Source organism: Thalassovita sp. (genome assembly GCF_965218685.1).
GTDB lineage: Bacteria > Pseudomonadota > Alphaproteobacteria > Rhodobacterales > Rhodobacteraceae > Thalassobius.
Genome location: NZ_OZ244657.1, coordinates 368,821 through 383,939 on the forward strand (window position 1 = coordinate 368,821; position 15,119 = coordinate 383,939).

The 15,119-nt window shown below is 60.2% G+C and carries 13 protein-coding genes; 4 read left to right on the top strand and 9 right to left on the bottom strand.

Features of this window, described 5'->3' with window-relative positions; all coding sequences use genetic code 11:
• Positions 1-12 precede the first annotated feature (12 nt).
• From atpA to ACOQOQ_RS02020, 3 genes are all read right to left on the bottom strand, one after another.
• The gene (gene atpA / locus ACOQOQ_RS02010) at positions 13-1,551 is read right to left on the bottom strand and encodes a F0F1 ATP synthase subunit alpha (RefSeq protein ID WP_420568487.1); all 1,539 of its coding nucleotides are present in this window, start codon (positions 1,549-1,551) and stop codon (positions 13-15) included.
• On the bottom strand, positions 1,552-2,112 hold the full coding sequence (locus ACOQOQ_RS02015; protein ID WP_420568488.1) for a F0F1 ATP synthase subunit delta: 561 nt from the start codon (positions 2,110-2,112) through the stop codon (positions 1,552-1,554).
• 412 nt (positions 2,113-2,524) lie between these two features.
• Positions 2,525-3,265: a class I SAM-dependent methyltransferase gene (locus tag ACOQOQ_RS02020; RefSeq protein ID WP_420568489.1), complete on the bottom strand. Its 741-nt coding sequence runs from the start codon at positions 3,263-3,265 to the stop codon at positions 2,525-2,527.
• A 60-nt stretch (positions 3,266-3,325) separates the two neighbouring features.
• Between ACOQOQ_RS02020 and gloB the strand changes: the two genes are divergently transcribed.
• The 3 genes from gloB to ACOQOQ_RS02035 all read left to right on the top strand — a co-directional run bounded on the left by gloB (position 3,326) and on the right by ACOQOQ_RS02035 (position 7,546).
• Complete coding sequence (gene gloB, locus ACOQOQ_RS02025; RefSeq protein ID WP_420568490.1) at positions 3,326-4,093, top strand: hydroxyacylglutathione hydrolase; 768 nt, start codon at positions 3,326-3,328, stop codon at positions 4,091-4,093.
• Positions 4,094-4,253: 160 nt separating this feature from the next.
• Positions 4,254-6,584, top strand: coding sequence for an ATP-dependent Clp protease ATP-binding subunit ClpA (clpA, locus tag ACOQOQ_RS02030; RefSeq protein WP_420568491.1), 2,331 nt, complete (start codon positions 4,254-4,256; stop codon positions 6,582-6,584).
• A gap of 68 nt (positions 6,585-6,652) precedes the next feature.
• Complete coding sequence (locus ACOQOQ_RS02035) at positions 6,653-7,546, top strand: M23 family metallopeptidase (protein WP_420568492.1); 894 nt, start codon at positions 6,653-6,655, stop codon at positions 7,544-7,546.
• Here the strand turns inward: ACOQOQ_RS02035 and ACOQOQ_RS02040 are convergent, their stop codons facing one another.
• From ACOQOQ_RS02040 to ACOQOQ_RS02050, 3 genes are all read right to left on the bottom strand, one after another.
• Complete coding sequence (locus ACOQOQ_RS02040) at positions 7,547-9,400, bottom strand: peptidoglycan -binding protein (protein ID WP_420568493.1); 1,854 nt, start codon at positions 9,398-9,400, stop codon at positions 7,547-7,549.
• A gap of 2 nt (positions 9,401-9,402) precedes the next feature.
• The gene (locus ACOQOQ_RS02045; protein ID WP_420568494.1) at positions 9,403-10,587 is read right to left on the bottom strand and encodes a biopolymer transporter ExbB; all 1,185 of its coding nucleotides are present in this window, start codon (positions 10,585-10,587) and stop codon (positions 9,403-9,405) included.
• A gap of 68 nt (positions 10,588-10,655) precedes the next feature.
• Positions 10,656-11,186, bottom strand: a complete 531-nt coding sequence (locus tag ACOQOQ_RS02050) for a gamma-glutamylcyclotransferase (RefSeq protein WP_420568495.1) — start codon at positions 11,184-11,186, stop codon at positions 10,656-10,658.
• A 67-nt stretch (positions 11,187-11,253) separates the two neighbouring features.
• On the opposite strand from ACOQOQ_RS02050, the gene ACOQOQ_RS02055 reads away from it, so the two are divergent.
• Complete coding sequence (locus tag ACOQOQ_RS02055) at positions 11,254-12,255, top strand: DUF2125 domain-containing protein (protein ID WP_420568496.1); 1,002 nt, start codon at positions 11,254-11,256, stop codon at positions 12,253-12,255.
• On the opposite strand, the gene ACOQOQ_RS02060 is transcribed toward ACOQOQ_RS02055, so the two are convergent.
• The 3 genes from ACOQOQ_RS02060 to hisC are packed head-to-tail and all read right to left on the bottom strand — an operon-like array spanning position 12,256 to position 15,052.
• Positions 12,256-13,056 carry an extensin family protein gene (locus ACOQOQ_RS02060; protein WP_420568497.1) on the bottom strand — a complete coding sequence of 267 codons (801 nt, stop codon included), beginning with the start codon at positions 13,054-13,056 and terminating at the stop codon, positions 12,256-12,258.
• Positions 13,053-13,913, bottom strand: a complete 861-nt coding sequence (locus ACOQOQ_RS02065; protein ID WP_420569713.1) for a prephenate/arogenate dehydrogenase family protein — start codon at positions 13,911-13,913, stop codon at positions 13,053-13,055. Before ACOQOQ_RS02065 ends, ACOQOQ_RS02060 begins: the two co-directional genes overlap by 4 nt.
• A 53-nt stretch (positions 13,914-13,966) precedes the next feature.
• Positions 13,967-15,052, bottom strand: coding sequence for a histidinol-phosphate transaminase (gene hisC / locus ACOQOQ_RS02070; RefSeq protein ID WP_420568498.1), 1,086 nt, complete (start codon positions 15,050-15,052; stop codon positions 13,967-13,969).
• Between the last annotated feature and the right edge of the window lie 67 nt (positions 15,053-15,119).

Genomic DNA, 15,119 nt, shown 5'->3' on the forward strand with positions numbered 1-15,119 from the left:
CTTATCTCCCCCTTATGCGAAGTCAGCTGCGAATTCGTCCAGCGCTGCTTTGACTTTGTCGGCTGCATCGCCTTTGATCTTCGGATCTTCGGTGGTGATCCACTCCAGCAACTCGGCGTGCTTGCCACGCAGGTGGCCCAGCAGACCGGCCTCGAAGCGGCCAACATCGCTGACTTCGACCTTGTCCAGATAGCCGTTCACACCTGCAAAGATCATGCAGACGATTTCAGCGTTGGTCAGGGGCGAATACTGCGGCTGTTTCATCAGCTCGGTCAGGCGGGCACCACGGGCCAGCAGCTGCTGGGTGGCGGCGTCCAGGTCGGAACCGAACTGGGCGAACGCTGCCATCTCGCGGTACTGAGCCAGCGACAGTTTCACCGGACCAGCAACCGAGGACATCGCCTTGGTCTGAGCCGACGAACCCACACGCGAAACCGACAGACCGGTGTTCACAGCAGGACGGATACCCTGGTAGAACAGCTCGGTTTCCAGGAAGATCTGGCCGTCGGTGATCGAGATCACGTTGGTCGGAATAAACGCCGACACGTCGCCGCCCTGGGTTTCAATGATCGGCAGCGCGGTCAGCGAGCCAGCACCGAAGTCTTCGTTCAGCTTGGCCGAACGTTCCAGCAGGCGGGAGTGCAGATAGAAAACGTCACCGGGGTAAGCTTCACGGCCCGGCGGGCGACGCAGCAGCAGCGACATCTGACGATAAGCAACGGCCTGTTTGGACAGGTCATCATAGATGATCAGAGCGTGGCGGCCATTGTCACGGAAGAACTCGGCCATTGCAGTTGCGGCGTAGGGCGCAAGGAACTGCAGCGGTGCAGGATCGGACGCGGTTGCAGCAACCACGATCGAGTATTCCATCGCGCCGGTTTCTTCCAGCTTCTTCACCAGCTGAGCAACGGTCGAACGCTTCTGACCAACTGCGACGTAAACGCAGTACAGTTTCTTGCCTTCGTCGTCGCCGGCGGCGTCGTTGTAGGATTTCTGGTTCAGGATCGCGTCCAGAGCAACGGCAGTTTTACCGGTCTGACGGTCACCAATGATCAGCTCACGCTGGCCACGGCCGATCGGGATCATCGCGTCAACCGATTTCAGGCCGGTTGCCATCGGCTCGTGCACCGATTTACGGGGGATGATGCCGGGGGCTTTCACGTCGGCGATGCCGCGCTCGACACCAGTGATGGGGCCTTTGCCGTCCAGGGGGTTGCCCAGGCCGTCAACAACGCGACCCAGCAGACCTTCACCGATCGGAACGTCCACGATCGAGTTGGTACGCTTGACGGTGTCACCTTCTTTAATGTCACGGTCCGAACCGAAGATCACAACACCGACGTTGTCAGCTTCAAGGTTCAGGGCCATGCCCATGATGCCACCCGGAAACTCGACCATTTCACCGGCCTGAACGTTGTCCAGACCGTAGACACGGGCAATACCGTCACCGACGGAGAGCACGCGGCCAACCTCGGCCACTTCGGCTTCTTGACCGAAGTTCTTGATCTGGTCCTTCAGGATCGCAGAAATCTCTGCAGCTTGGATACCCATTTATCCGACCTCTTTCATTGCATTCTGGAGGGAGTTGAGCTTGGAGCGGATCGAGGTATCGATCATCTTCGAGCCCACTTTAACGACGAGACCGCCGATGAGATCTTCATCAACGGTCGCATTGATCTTCACGTCTTTGCCGACGCGTGCGGCCAGGCTTTTGGCCAGTTTTTCCGATTGCGCCTTGGTCAGCGCTTTCGCGCTTGCGACCTCGGCGGTCACTTCGCCTTTTTCTTCGGCGATCAGCGCGGACAGTTCGTTCAGCAGCGCAGGCAGCACGAACAGGCGGCGTTTTTCCGCCATCACGGCCAGACCGTTTTTCATGACGTCTGCCAGGCTCATCTTGTCGGCAACGGCTGCGATGGCTTTGGCCTGATCATCGCGCGACAGAACCGGCGAACCGATCAGCGCATTCAGATCAGTGCTGGCGCCCAGGGCTGCTGCAAGATCGGTAACATTTGCTTCGAGAGTCTCCAGAGAATTGCTCTCTTTCGAAATCTCGAAAATTGCGGTGGCATAGCGCGAGGCAATGCCAGAGGAAATCGAAGCTGGTTCGGACACGTCCACCCTTCCGACTATTAAGGCCCCGTCCGAAATATCCTGAATTCCGAGCCGAGGACGTTTGGACCTTTGATTTACGTCAAAGTATCAAAATCGGCGTGGGTTTAGCAGAGCATTCCTCACCTAGCAAGCTGCCAGAAGAACGCAGTATACAATTGAATACCTTTGCATTTCAGATACTTAACCAAAGTGCGACGGTTTGAACCGGTTTTTTAAGCGCATTTTTTTCCCGTTAATGGTTGTTTTGGGCCTTTTAACCGCACAAGGCGTCACAAACGTTATCGCTATCACGTGGATGCGGCACGGTTGACGTGACGGTAATCGCCGGGTTTTGGCGCAATCGAACCATTTCAATCTGCCACCTACGCATAGGATTCGGCACCGTTCAAATCGGCAAAACCCGACCGCTGTGCTAGGCCGGTTCGGTCGCGGGGCTGGGGCTCAGGACTTTCAGCGGGCGGCGTACGGCCTCTTTCAAACCAGGCCCCAAGGGCGCGTGCACGCGCTTGGACACCTCGACCATGATGACCCCGCCCGAAACGACAACGGACATCGAGGCGCCCATCTTCTCCCACAGCTCACCCGTCTTGCGCCAGAAACGCCGTGGCGACGGCGGCTGATAGAGCGTCGAGGCATTCCGCTCGGGCATGAAGTGATGCAGCTTCAGCTGCGTTTCCAACTGACCCAGCGTGTAGGGGCGGCCAAAGCCAAAGGGGGTCTCGTCGCTGCGAGACCACAGCCCAGCGCGGTTCGGTACGATGAACATCGCCTTGCCCCCCGGCCCCAGAACGCGCCAGCATTCCTCAAGCAGCGCCGTGGGCTGTTCACTGGTTTCAAGACCATGCATCACGATCAAACGATCCACGTGACCAGTTTCGATCGGCCACTGCGTTTCTTCGCATAGAACGGAAAGGTTGGGCATCCCCGCCGGCCAGGGCATCACCCCTTGCGGCCCCGGCATCAAAGCCGTGACCCTGCGCGCATCGGCCAGGTACGGGCGCAACAGCGGTACCGCAAAGCCGAAACCCACCACGGTTTGGCCTGTCGCCTCGGGCCACATTTGCAGCAACTGATTGCGCACGGCCTTTTGTGCCGCGCGCCCCAAAGTGGACCGATAATAGAAATTGCGCAGATCTTGTACATCAAGATGCATTGCGGCCAGCCCTGTGATCTGTACTCTGGAACAAACATAGCGATCACAGAAGGAAACACCATGCCTGTCGAGCTTGTTACGATCCCGTGCCTTTCGGATAACTACTCTTTTCTGATCCATGATGACGAAACGGGCGAAACTGCTGTTGTGGACGTTCCCGATGCCGCGCCCATAAAGGCTGCCTTGGAAAAGCGCGGCTGGGTCCTGTCGCACGTTCTTCTGACGCATCATCACTGGGACCATATCGACGGGCTCTCGGATTTGGCCGCAGATCATCCGGCCGCTGTCTTTGGCGCGGCTGCTGACGCCCATCGCCTGCCTCCGCTGGATCAGGAACTGGCCGATGGCGACACATTTCAATTCGGCGCCGAGACTGTGCATGTGATGGATGTCTCAGGTCACACGAACGGGCACATCGCCTTTCACATGCCTGACAGCAAACTGCTGTTCACCGCCGACAGCCTGATGGCCCTTGGTTGTGGGCGCCTGTTCGAAGGCACTCCTGAACAGATGCATGCCAGCCTGTCCAAGCTGGCCGCGCTGGACCCTGAAACCACAGTATGCTCGGGGCATGAGTACACACAAAGCAACGGGAAATTCGCCTTGACCGTTGACCCTGACAATCCGCAGCTTATCTCTCGGGTTCAGGCGGTTGCCGAAGCACGCGCCGCCGGGCAGCCCACCGTGCCCTCGACCTTGGCCGAAGAACTGGAGACCAACCCGTTCCTGCGCGGACACACGCCGGGCGTCCAAAAAGCGGTCAACATGGTGGGGGCCGACCCGGTGCAGGTCTTTGCCGAAGTACGCAAACGCAAGGACAATTTTTAAGAGAAAACCCGCTCAGACAGCCAGCAACGCCGCCTTTTGTGAAACAAAAAAGACAGAAAAGACTTGAAGCCGGGCGGTTATCGACCAAACTTTAAACTTATGAGGCCATGGTTGGCCCTGCGATCCCGCAGACCGACCCAGATCTGGAAGGAGCACCCCGTTGCCTTCATTCTCGAACACACTTGAACAGGCGATCCACGCTGCGCTGGCGCAGGCCAACGCACGCAAACACGAATTCGCCACGTTGGAACATCTGCTTCTGGCCCTGATCGAAGAGCCCGACGCCCTGCGCGTGCTGCAGGCTTGCTCGGTCGACACCGAAGAGCTGCGCACCACGCTGGTAGAATTCATCGACGAGGATCTTTCGAACCTAGTCACCGACATTGATGGCTCCGAGGCCGTGCCGACCGCCGCGTTCCAGCGCGTCATCCAGCGCGCCGCGATCCATGTGCAATCGTCGGGGCGGACCGAAGTGACCGGCGCCAATGTTCTGGTCGCCATCTTCGCCGAACGTGAATCCAACGCGGCCTATTTCCTGCAAGAACAGGACATGACCCGATATGACGCGGTGAATTTCATTGCCCATGGCGTGGCCAAGAACCCCGCATTTGGCGAATCCCGCCCCATTTCGGGCGCGACCGAAGAAGAGACGCACAGCACTTCCCCCGGGGCACAAGAAGCCGTGGAACAAAAGGAATCCGCGCTTGGGAAGTACTGCGTGGATCTGAACGCCAAGGCCAACAAGGGCGATGTTGACCCGTTGATCGGCCGCGATTCCGAAGTCGAGCGTTGCATTCAGGTGCTCTGCCGCCGCCGCAAGAACAACCCGCTTCTGGTGGGCGATCCCGGCGTGGGCAAAACCGCCATTGCCGAGGGTCTGGCCCGCAAGATCGTGCAGGGCGAAACGCCCGAGGTTCTGTCTAAAACCACCATCTACTCGCTCGATATGGGCGCTTTGCTGGCCGGAACACGCTATCGCGGTGATTTCGAAGAACGCCTGAAGGCCGTCGTGACCGAGCTTGAGGACCACCCCGACGCGGTGCTGTTCATCGACGAGATTCACACCGTGATCGGTGCTGGGGCAACCTCGGGCGGGGCGATGGACGCAAGCAACCTGCTGAAGCCTGCGCTGCAGGGCGGCAAACTGCGCTGCATGGGCTCGACCACTTATAAGGAATTCCGCCAGCATTTCGAAAAGGACCGCGCGCTTAGCCGCCGGTTCCAGAAAATCGACGTGGTGGAACCCTCGGTTGAGGACGCGGTGAAGATCCTCAAGGGCCTGAAACCCTATTTCGAGGAACATCACAGCGTGCGCTATACCGCTGATGCGATCAAAACCGCCGTGGAACTGGCTGCGCGTTATATCAATGACCGCAAGCTGCCGGACAAAGCGATTGACGTAATCGACGAGGCGGGCGCCGCCCAGCATTTGGTCGCGGAATCCAAGCGTCGCAAAACCATCGGCGCCAAAGAGATCGAGGCCGTCGTGGCCAAGATCGCCCGCATCCCGCCGAAAAATGTCTCCAAGGACGATGCCGAGGTTCTCAAAGACCTGGAGAAATCGCTCAAGCGCGTCGTGTTTGGTCAGGACAACGCGATCGAGGCGCTGTCCAGCGCCATCAAACTGGCCCGCGCGGGCCTGCGCGAGCCGGAAAAACCCATCGGTAACTATCTGTTTGCGGGCCCCACTGGTGTCGGCAAAACCGAGGTCGCCAAGCAACTGGCCGATACACTGGGTGTCGAGCTGCTGCGTTTTGATATGTCCGAATACATGGAGAAACACGCCGTCAGCCGCCTGATCGGTGCGCCTCCGGGCTATGTCGGGTTTGATCAGGGCGGTTTGCTGACTGATGGTGTTGATCAGCATCCGCATTGTGTGCTGCTGCTGGATGAGATCGAGAAAGCGCACCCTGACGTCTACAACATCCTGTTGCAGGTGATGGACCACGGCAGCCTGACCGATCACAACGGCCGCACGGTCGATTTCCGCAACGTGGTGCTGATCATGACCTCGAACGCGGGTGCGGCCGAACAGGCCAAGGCTGCAATCGGCTTTGGTCGTGACCGTCGCGAGGGCGAGGATACCGCCGCGATCGAACGAACGTTCACGCCTGAATTCCGCAACCGACTGGATGCGGTAATCAGCTTTGCGCCGCTTCCCAAAGAGGTGATCCTGCAGGTGGTCGAAAAGTTCGTGCTGCAACTCGAGGCTCAGCTGTTGGATCGCAACGTCCATATCGAATTGACCCGCCCGGCCGCCGAATGGCTTGGCGAAAAGGGCTATGACGAGAAGATGGGCGCACGTCCCTTGGGCCGTGTGATTCAGGAAAACATCAAGAAACCCCTGGCCGAGGAATTGCTGTTCGGCAAGCTCTCGAAGGGCGGGGTGGTCAAAGTTGGGGTCAAGGACGGCAAGATCGAACTTCGGATCGATGGCCCCGCGCAAAAGCGTCTGTCCGGGGACAAGCCCCCCTTGTTGACCGCCGACTGATGCGTCTTGCGGCCACGACTGCCGCGTTTTTCTCCCTCGCGATGCCAGTCATCGCGGGGGATTTGCTTTTGCAACAACCCGTTGACTGCACCTTGGGGCAGACCTGTTTCATTCAGCAATATGTCGACCGGGATCCTGGCAATGCTGCACGTGATTTCACCTGCGGAGCGCTAAGCTATGACGGTCACAAAGGGACCGATTTCGGCCTGCCTTCTTTGGCGGCAATGCGCGCGGGCGTCGATGTCCTGGCCGCAGCGCCCGGTGTGGTCATCGGCACGCGCGACGGGATGCCAGACACCGGCTATTCCAAGGACACAGCCGCCGCAATCGAGGGCAAGGAATGCGGCAACGGCGTGGTCATCGACAATGGGGACGGCTGGCAGACGCAATACTGCCATCTGAAATCCGGCTCGGTTCGCGTGCGGCGCAATGATGTGATCAAGGCTGGGCAGGTATTAGGTCAGGTTGGCTTGTCCGGAAAAACCCAGTTTCCCCATGTCCACCTGTCTGTCCGCAAGAACGGTGCTGTGGTTGATCCGTTCTCGTCTGTCGCGGCGGATACTTGCGGCGGGGCGGTCGAAACCCTGTGGGATGTCGCGCCGGAATATCGCCCCGGCGGCACGCTGAATGCTGGCTTTTCCACCCGTGTTCCCAGCTTTGCCGAGGTCAAGGACGGCCCCGCACCCGCCCCTTTATCGGTCATGGACGAAGCGCTGGTGCTGTGGGTCTATGCCTATGGCAGCCAGCCCGGAGATATCCTGCAATTAACGATATCGGGGCCCGCGGGCATCGTACTCAGCAAGGATGTCACGCTGGAGAAAACCCAGGCCCAATATTTCCGCGCGGTTGGGAAACGGCGCCCCGGCGCGGGATTTGCACCCGGAACCTATAACGGCCAGATCCGCCTGATCCGAGATGGCAAGCAGCTGGACACCCGCCAGACGCAAGTTGTGTTGAACTAGCTATTTTTCGGTCAGCTTCAGCTCGATCCGCCGGTTTTGTGCCCGCGCTTCGGGGGTATCGGCAGGATTGACGGGCTGATATTGGCCAAAGCCGTTGGCGCTCAGCCGATCTGGCGGCAGGCCCAGGAAGTTCACCATATGGCGCACCACGGAAAGCGCGCGCGCCTGGCTGAGTTCCCAGTTGTCCGCGTATTCACCGGTGCCGGACAGGGGCACATTATCCGTATGCCCGTCCACACGGATCACCCAGTCAATCTCGGGCGGGATATCGTTGGAAATACCCCGAAGAATGCGCGCGATCTTGGCGATCTCGGCCTGCCCTTCGCCGGACAGATCAGCGCTGCCAGGCTGGAACAACACCTCGGAGGAGAACACGAAACGGTCGCCTACGATGCGGATCCCCTCTTGGGCGCCCAGCACCTCGCGCAGGCGTCCAAAGAAATCACTGCGGTATTTCTCAAGATCCTTCTTCTCGGCCTCAAGCGCTTTTTTCTCTTGTTCAAGGCGCAGGCGCTCGGCCTCTTCCAACTGGCGGCGCTTACGCTCTTCGGCTGCGGCGCGGGCCAATGCAGCGTTCAGATCCGAGCCAAGGCTTTCCAATTGCACACGCGCAGCGGCGTCACGTTCTTCGTAATCATCCAAAAGCGCCTGCAGGCTGCCAAGCTGTGTCCTAAGCGCCGCCACTTGCTGGTTCAGCAAGGCTTGGGCGCGCTGCGCCTGGGTCGAGATTTCCTTTTCATTCGCCAGCGCCTTGTCCGCAGCAGCCAGCAAGGCAGCCTGACGCTCGGCGTCAGACAGTCGCGAGGCCGCTTGTTGCTCTGCCGCCAGCTTCTCGGCCAGGGCACGGGCCAAGGCCTGCTGAATGTCGGCCAGATCAGCCTCAAGCGCGGCATTGTTTTCGCGGGCGTTCAACAAACTGGCCTCAAGGCCTTCCATTCGCGCTTGGGCATCCGCATTGCCGGTTTCAGCCTCGCTCAATCGCGTTTGGGCCTGCTCTTGCGCCAACAAAGCCTCCGCCAGCCGGGCGGTCAGATCCTCGCCGGCCGTTTGCGCAGCGGCCAGCAACGTCAGCGTTTCCTCGGCCTTTTTACGCTGCTCTTCCAGCGCAAGGGTCATGGCCGTCAGTTCGACATCGGCATTTTTCAACCGCTCGCGCAGGGCTTGGGCGGCGGCGGCCTCGGCCAGGCGGATGGCCTCTTCCTCGCTAAGCTGGGCTTCCAAATCAGTGATCCGCGCATTGAGGGCCGAATTCTGAGTGTCCGCCTGCGCGTTTTCAGCCTTCAGATCGGCGATCAGGGCTTCCAACGCTTCGCGACGCGCTGCGGCCAGCCGGGCGGCTTCGGCGCCAGCGTCAATTTCGGTGCGCGCCTGGGCCAGGGCCAGCTCCAACGCCGAACGCTCATCCTGCAAAGCGGCTTTTTCACCCTCCAGTGTCGCGACGGTGTTCAAGGCATTGTCCCGCTGAGAAAGCAGCACCGCCACCTGCGCCTCGAAATCAGTGATCTGGCGGGCCTGCGCGTCACGCTCGGCGCTCAGCGACGCGATCAAAGCCAATTGCTGTTGTGACTGCGCGCGCTCTTCCGCCAACGTGGCGTTGAGCTGCCCCAATTCCGAGCTAAGCTGCGCCGTGCGATCGCGTTCTAGCCCCAACGCGTCAGCCAGCGCAGCGATCTCGGTTGACAGTGCATCCAGCCTGTTTTCCTGGCCGGTGATCGTTTCGCGCAGGACCGATTGCACGACCATAAAGATGGTCAGCACGAACATCAGAACCAGCAAAAGCCCCGTCATCGCATCCACGAAGCCGGGCCAGATCGAGGCCTGGAACCGTTGACCGGTGCGTCGTGACAGGGCCATACTCAGCCCTCCTGCTGCTCGTCAGACTGTTGGTTTCGGCGTTGCCGGCGGCGCAGCACCTGTGTCAGCGCCGCAATATCCGTACGCAGTTCTGCCATGGTTTCCTGCCGGCCGGCGCTGATTTCTTCCAGGATGCGCAGCAGTTGCACATCGATCGAGCGCAAACGCATCCGGCTTTCGGGATCCATCCCGTCGGCGCCCTGTTCGGTCAGAACATCGATTAGCCGGTCCTGGGACTCGGCCATTTTCACCATCGCATCATTGGCCCGCGCCGTGCCAGCCATACGATCGGTCAACCGCTCGATCGAGGTCGCAAGACTGGCAAGGTTCGCATCCAGATGGGCGCGGTTTGCCTCGGATTGCATGAACATCGCACGCATCGAGTCGATCTGCTGGCTCATGTGATCCAGCACGATAGCCACCGGAGATCCGTCGGCACCCTCTCCATCCCCAGAGGAAAATCCCACGCGGGTGATGGTGGACAACCATTCTTCAAGCTCGCGGTAGAAACGGTTCTGACCGTGGCCCGCAAACAGTTCCAGCAGGCCCACGACCAGCGATCCGGCCAGTCCCAGCAGAGACGACCCAAAAGCAACACCCATTCCAGACAACTGCGAATCCAGCCCGCTCATCAGACGGCCAAACACCTCGACGCCGGCCTCGCCTTCCTGGGGGGCCAAGCCCCTGATCGTATCGACCAACGCCGGAACGGTGGTGGCCAGACCATAAAAAGTTCCAAGAAGGCCAAGGAAGATCAACAGGTTGACGATATACCGTGTAATTTCGCGGGCTTCATCAACGCGCGTTGCCACCGAATCCAGGATCGATCGAGACGAGGACGCGCTGATCTGCATCCGGGCGTCACGGGTTCGCAGCAACGCAGCCAAGGGCGCCAGCAGACGCGGCGCGTTCAGGCCCGACATGTCATGACGGTCGCTGGCAAAGCTTTCGATGTACCTGACCGAGTTGAAAAGCTGGGCCACCTGCCAGAAACAGGCAATCACCCCGACCAGAAAGACGAAAATGATAAAGCCGTTCAGATACGGGTTGGCTTCGAACACCGGCAAAATGCGCGGCAGGGCCAGGAACACCACGAAAGATGTCAGCCCCAGCACCAGGATCATCAGCATGATCTGGCGGAAGGGTTGCGAAAATTGCGGCTCGGCCTCGAGGTCTGGCTGCTCCATTTCGGACAGGTCCTGACGCTGTTATTGTTGCCCGGACTGTACGATCAACTCGCTTTCAAGCCAAGGATTTATCCGATGATCTCACGCACACGTGCCGTCAACCAGTCCAGTTCGTGATCACGGATACCCAGCTGGGTCAAATGATCAGCGGTATTGAACAGATATTCGGTATTGGGGCCGCGGCCGCCGTGGGCACGGGCGATGATCTGGGCCTGCTCCTCCAAGGGCAGGCCGCCGCAATACTGCACGTGATCGGGGTCGATCACATAGGTGATCGCCGTGACACTGCGCCCGTCACGCAGGTGGACTTCGTGCTGAACCTCAAGATAGGCCGAGGACACAAGCTCGCGTTCCCGCAAATCCGCCAGAACCTGTTCTTCATCAGTGGGATGCACCGCCAGGGCCAGCCCGTGACAGGCGGCATCAACCGCGCGGTCCAGCGCCAACACCAGGCCCGGCTTGTCCTCGGTTCCGCGGTGATGGATCGAACGCATACAGAAACTGCGGTGATAGCCCGGCAGATGCGCCAATTGGCTGTCCGCCGCTTCGAACCCCGGGTTCCATAGCAAAGAGCCGTAGCCAAACACCCACATCGTCATGTCACTGGTCCTTTCTTGCGCCCCCCTGTAAACACCACCGCAAGCGAAGAGAAAAGGGCCTGCGGGAATGAAACGTTTGTTGATCGCGATTGTGATTTTGGCCTGTGTCTGGGCCGGGTTCTGGCTGTCAGCATCGACCGGAGTGAAATCTGGTTTCAAGGCCTGGTTCGAGGACCGCCGCGCCCAAGGCTGGGTGGCTGAATATTCCGACCTAAGCGTCACGGGCTTTCCGAACCGGGTCGACACCCATTTCAGCGATCTTCAACTGGCCGATCCGCGCACCGGATGGGCATGGGAAGCCCCGTTTTTCCAGATGCTGGCGCTCAGCTACCGGCCCAATCACGTGATCGCGGTTTGGCCGAACAAGCAACTTTTGGCCACGCCGACGCAGAAATTCGACATCACCAGCAATTCTCTTCAGGCCAGTGTGATACTGGATGCGGGCACGCGCCTGCCGCTGAACCGCGCCAACCTGGTGGCCGAGACGCTGACCCTGCAGGATCGCGACGGGCAGGCAACCACCATGACCTCGCTCAGGGCGGCGGTGAGCCAAGACGCCGAGGCGCCGCAAACCTATCGCTTCGCGGTCGAGAGCGATGATTTCGCCCCCCCGATGAGCTTTCGCGGCCTGATTGGCGCGACGGATACCCTGCCCCGGACATTCTCGGCGTTGCGGGCGCAATTCTCGGTTGGTTTTGACGCCCCCTGGGATCTGGATGCGATCGAAGATCGGCGACCACAGCCAACCCGCCTGGACCTGTCCCTGGCCGAGGCCCGCTGGGGTGACCTGGAAATCTGGCTGGCCGGCCAAGCGGACGTGGACGCAAATGGTGCCATGACGGGCAAGTTCACCATCAAACTGCGCAACTGGCGCGACATCCTGCGGATGGCAGTGAACTCGGGCCAGATTCCGCAAGGTCTGGGCGATCAAATGGAAAAAGGTTTGGGCCTGCTGTCGCAATTGGCGGGCAACCCCAACACGCTGGACGTACCTTTGGACATTCGCCGCGGGGTGGCCTTTTTGGGGCCGATCCCCGTGGGGCAACTGCCGGCGTTGGTGCTGCGCTGATTACCGGCAGTAATTGCCACTGCGATAGCGCGCGGTATCAAAATGGAAGTGATCGCGGTGATACTTGTCCGCCGCGGGCCCCAGAACTGTTCCGAACGGGCCGCAGGCAGTCTCGTGTAGCTCTTTCAGGATGCGCCCTTTGCGGCCCTTTTTCCAGTCCCGCAACACCGAGATATCCGATCCGTCCTTAAGCCCGACAACCCCGATGTCGATGGCGCGCCCCTTGCCATGCTCCGAGATTTTCGCGCCTTTCTTGTTGTTGCGGGTCCGGCACGAATAGCTGGCAAAAACCTTCAAATCATCAACGCCGCCGCCATAGCGCCCAACGGCGGGTTTCAGGCCGCGCTCGACCCATGTTTTCAAGGCCTTGGCAGTGTCACAATCAATTAGCGCCGGTTGCGACAGCTTCACCCCCGATACCGAGCGCACCCGCACCGCCTGTGAAACCCCGCAGCCATTGATCTTGCCGGGCACGCGCCCCTCGACCTGTCCGATGATATCGCGGCTGCCACAGACGGCCCCGCGTTTGCCGGTGGTTATCGCCACTTTCTGGGCCTTGGCAGCACGGCGCGCCAGCCCTTTGGGCCGCGCCTTGGGGCGCAGCGAGCGTTTCAGGCCCGGTGCCTCTTGGACCGACGGCTTCACCCCCACAACAGAAGGCGAGATCGGCAGGATCACCCGTGGATCAACTTCGCCGCGCGCAACCGGTCGCAAGGATACAGAAGGCGCATTTGACCAGACAACCGAACCCATGCTTGCCCAGATCAGGGCAGCGCAGGTCAGCGCCCGCCCCGCCTTCATGCAGGCTTCTGGCCGCGACCGAAATCCGGGGCCTCGGTGTCCTGACCAGCCTCGATGATGCCGCGCCTAATGGCACGCGTACGCGAGAAATAGTCGTGCAACTGGTCGCCATCACCCGTGCGAATGGCCCGTTGCAGCGCGAATAGTTCCTCGGTGAAACGGCCAAGGATTTCCAGCGTCGCTTCTTTGTTGGTCAAGAACACGTCGCGCCACATGGTCGGGTCCGACGCGGCAATCCTGGTGAAATCACGGAAACCTGCGGCCGAGAACTTGATAACCTCGGAATCAGTGACACGGTTCAGATCGTCGGCCACGCCCACCATCGTATAGGCGATCAGGTGCGGGATATGGCTGACCACTGCACAGACAATATCGTGGTGCTGGATATCCATCCGTTCGCAATTGGCGCCCAGATCGTGCCAGAAATCCTCAAGCGCCTTGGTCGCAGCTTCGTCCGCACCATTTGGCACGATCAGGCACCAGCGGTTATCGAACAGGGTCGCAAAACCGGATTCAGGACCGGAATGTTCGGTCCCTGCCATGGGGTGTGCGGGGACGAAATGCACGCCTGCAGGGATATGCGGGGCCACGGCCTCGACCACGGATTTTTTGACCGAACCGACGTCAGACACGGTCGCGCCCGGCTTCAGATGCGGTCCGATATCGGCCATAACTGCGCCCATCGCACCAACTGGCACACACAGAACGACCAGATCGGCATCCTGCACGGCCTCGACCGCGCTGTCGCAGACCCGATCACACAGACCGATCCGGCGCGCGGTGTCGCGCGTTTCCTGCGAGCGAGCATAGCCCGTCACCTCACCTTCGAATCCGGCACGTTTCAGCGCCCAGAACATGGACGAAGCGATTAGACCCAGCCCGATCAGAGCCACACGGTTGTAGGGGGTCTTCACGATGCACCCCCTTTGAACTGGCCGATGGCATGGGCCACGCGGCGGCAGGCGGGCTCATCCCCAATGGTGATCCGCAGGCAATTCGGCAGGCCATATCCGCCCACCTTTCGCACGATAAGCCCCTGAGATTTCAGGTATTCGTCACAGGCGCTGGCCTCGGCCTCATCCTTGAACCGCGCCAGAATAAAGTTGGTTTCCGACGGGTCCGAGGGCACGCCATGCGCCTCTAAAGCCTCGGCCAGCCAAGCGCGCAGACGCGTATTATCCGTCCGGCATTTTTCGGTATAGGCCACGTCACGCACGGCAGCCTCGGCCGCGGCCAGCTGGGTGTTGGACAGGTTAAAGGGCTGGCGCACGCGGTTCAGCACGTCGATGATCGCACGCGGCGCATAGCCCCAGCCGATCCGCAAACCGCCCAGCCCATAGATCTTGGAAAACGTCCGGGTCATGATCACGTTTTCACGGGTTTCCACCAGTTTGGCGCCACCGTCATAACCTTCGACAAATTCGGCATAAGCGCCATCCAGCACCAGCAACGCGCCCTCGGGCAGGCCATCGGCCAGCCGCGCGCATTCGTCCAGATCAATCATCGTGCCAGTCGGGTTGGCCGGGTTTGCGATGAACACGATCCGGGTTTTATCAGTACATGCGGCCAGAATGGCGTTAACATCCACAACACGTTCGGCCTCGGGCACCTTGACCGGAGTCGCACCGGCCGCATGGGCCAGAATCGGGTACATGGAGAACCCGTGCTCGGTATAAATCACCTCGTCACCGAGGCCAGAGAAGCTCTGGGCGATGAACTGCAACACCTCGTCCGAGCCGACACCGCAGATGACGTTGTCGGGGTCCACGCTGTGAATCTCGCCAATCGCGGCCCGCAATTGGGCGTGATCAGTGGACGGATAGCGGTGCAATTCGAACGATGCACGCCGCAGCGCCTCGATTGCCACGGGGCTGGGCCCATAGGGGTTTTCATTCGAGCTGAGCTTAACCACATCGCTCACGCCGTCAACATGGCTGGCACCGCCCACATACAGGGCGATTTCCATGATGCCGGGTTGGGGCGTGATCTTGGTCATGTTCGTGTCTCCTTCGGACCCTCCTTACAAAGCCCGCACAGGCAAGGGAAGGTCGAAACCAGAGATT

Coding starts and splice junctions, on each gene's coding strand:
- atpA (WP_420568487.1), bottom strand. CDS start 1,551: ATGGGTATCCAAGCTGCAGAGATTTCTGCGATCCTGAAGGACCAGATC.
- ACOQOQ_RS02020 (WP_420568489.1), bottom strand. CDS start 3,265: ATGCATCTTGATGTACAAGATCTGCGCAATTTCTATTATCGGTCCACT.
- gloB (WP_420568490.1), top strand. CDS start 3,326: ATGCCTGTCGAGCTTGTTACGATCCCGTGCCTTTCGGATAACTACTCT.
- ACOQOQ_RS02040 (WP_420568493.1), bottom strand. CDS start 9,400: ATGGCCCTGTCACGACGCACCGGTCAACGGTTCCAGGCCTCGATCTGG.
- ACOQOQ_RS02045 (WP_420568494.1), bottom strand. CDS start 10,587: ATGGAGCAGCCAGACCTCGAGGCCGAGCCGCAATTTTCGCAACCCTTC.
- ACOQOQ_RS02050 (WP_420568495.1), bottom strand. CDS start 11,186: ATGACGATGTGGGTGTTTGGCTACGGCTCTTTGCTATGGAACCCGGGG.
- ACOQOQ_RS02055 (WP_420568496.1), top strand. CDS start 11,254: ATGAAACGTTTGTTGATCGCGATTGTGATTTTGGCCTGTGTCTGGGCC.
- ACOQOQ_RS02060 (WP_420568497.1), bottom strand. CDS start 13,056: ATGAAGGCGGGGCGGGCGCTGACCTGCGCTGCCCTGATCTGGGCAAGC.
- ACOQOQ_RS02065 (WP_420569713.1), bottom strand. CDS start 13,913: ATGTTCTGGGCGCTGAAACGTGCCGGATTCGAAGGTGAGGTGACGGGC.
- hisC (WP_420568498.1), bottom strand. CDS start 15,052: ATGACCAAGATCACGCCCCAACCCGGCATCATGGAAATCGCCCTGTAT.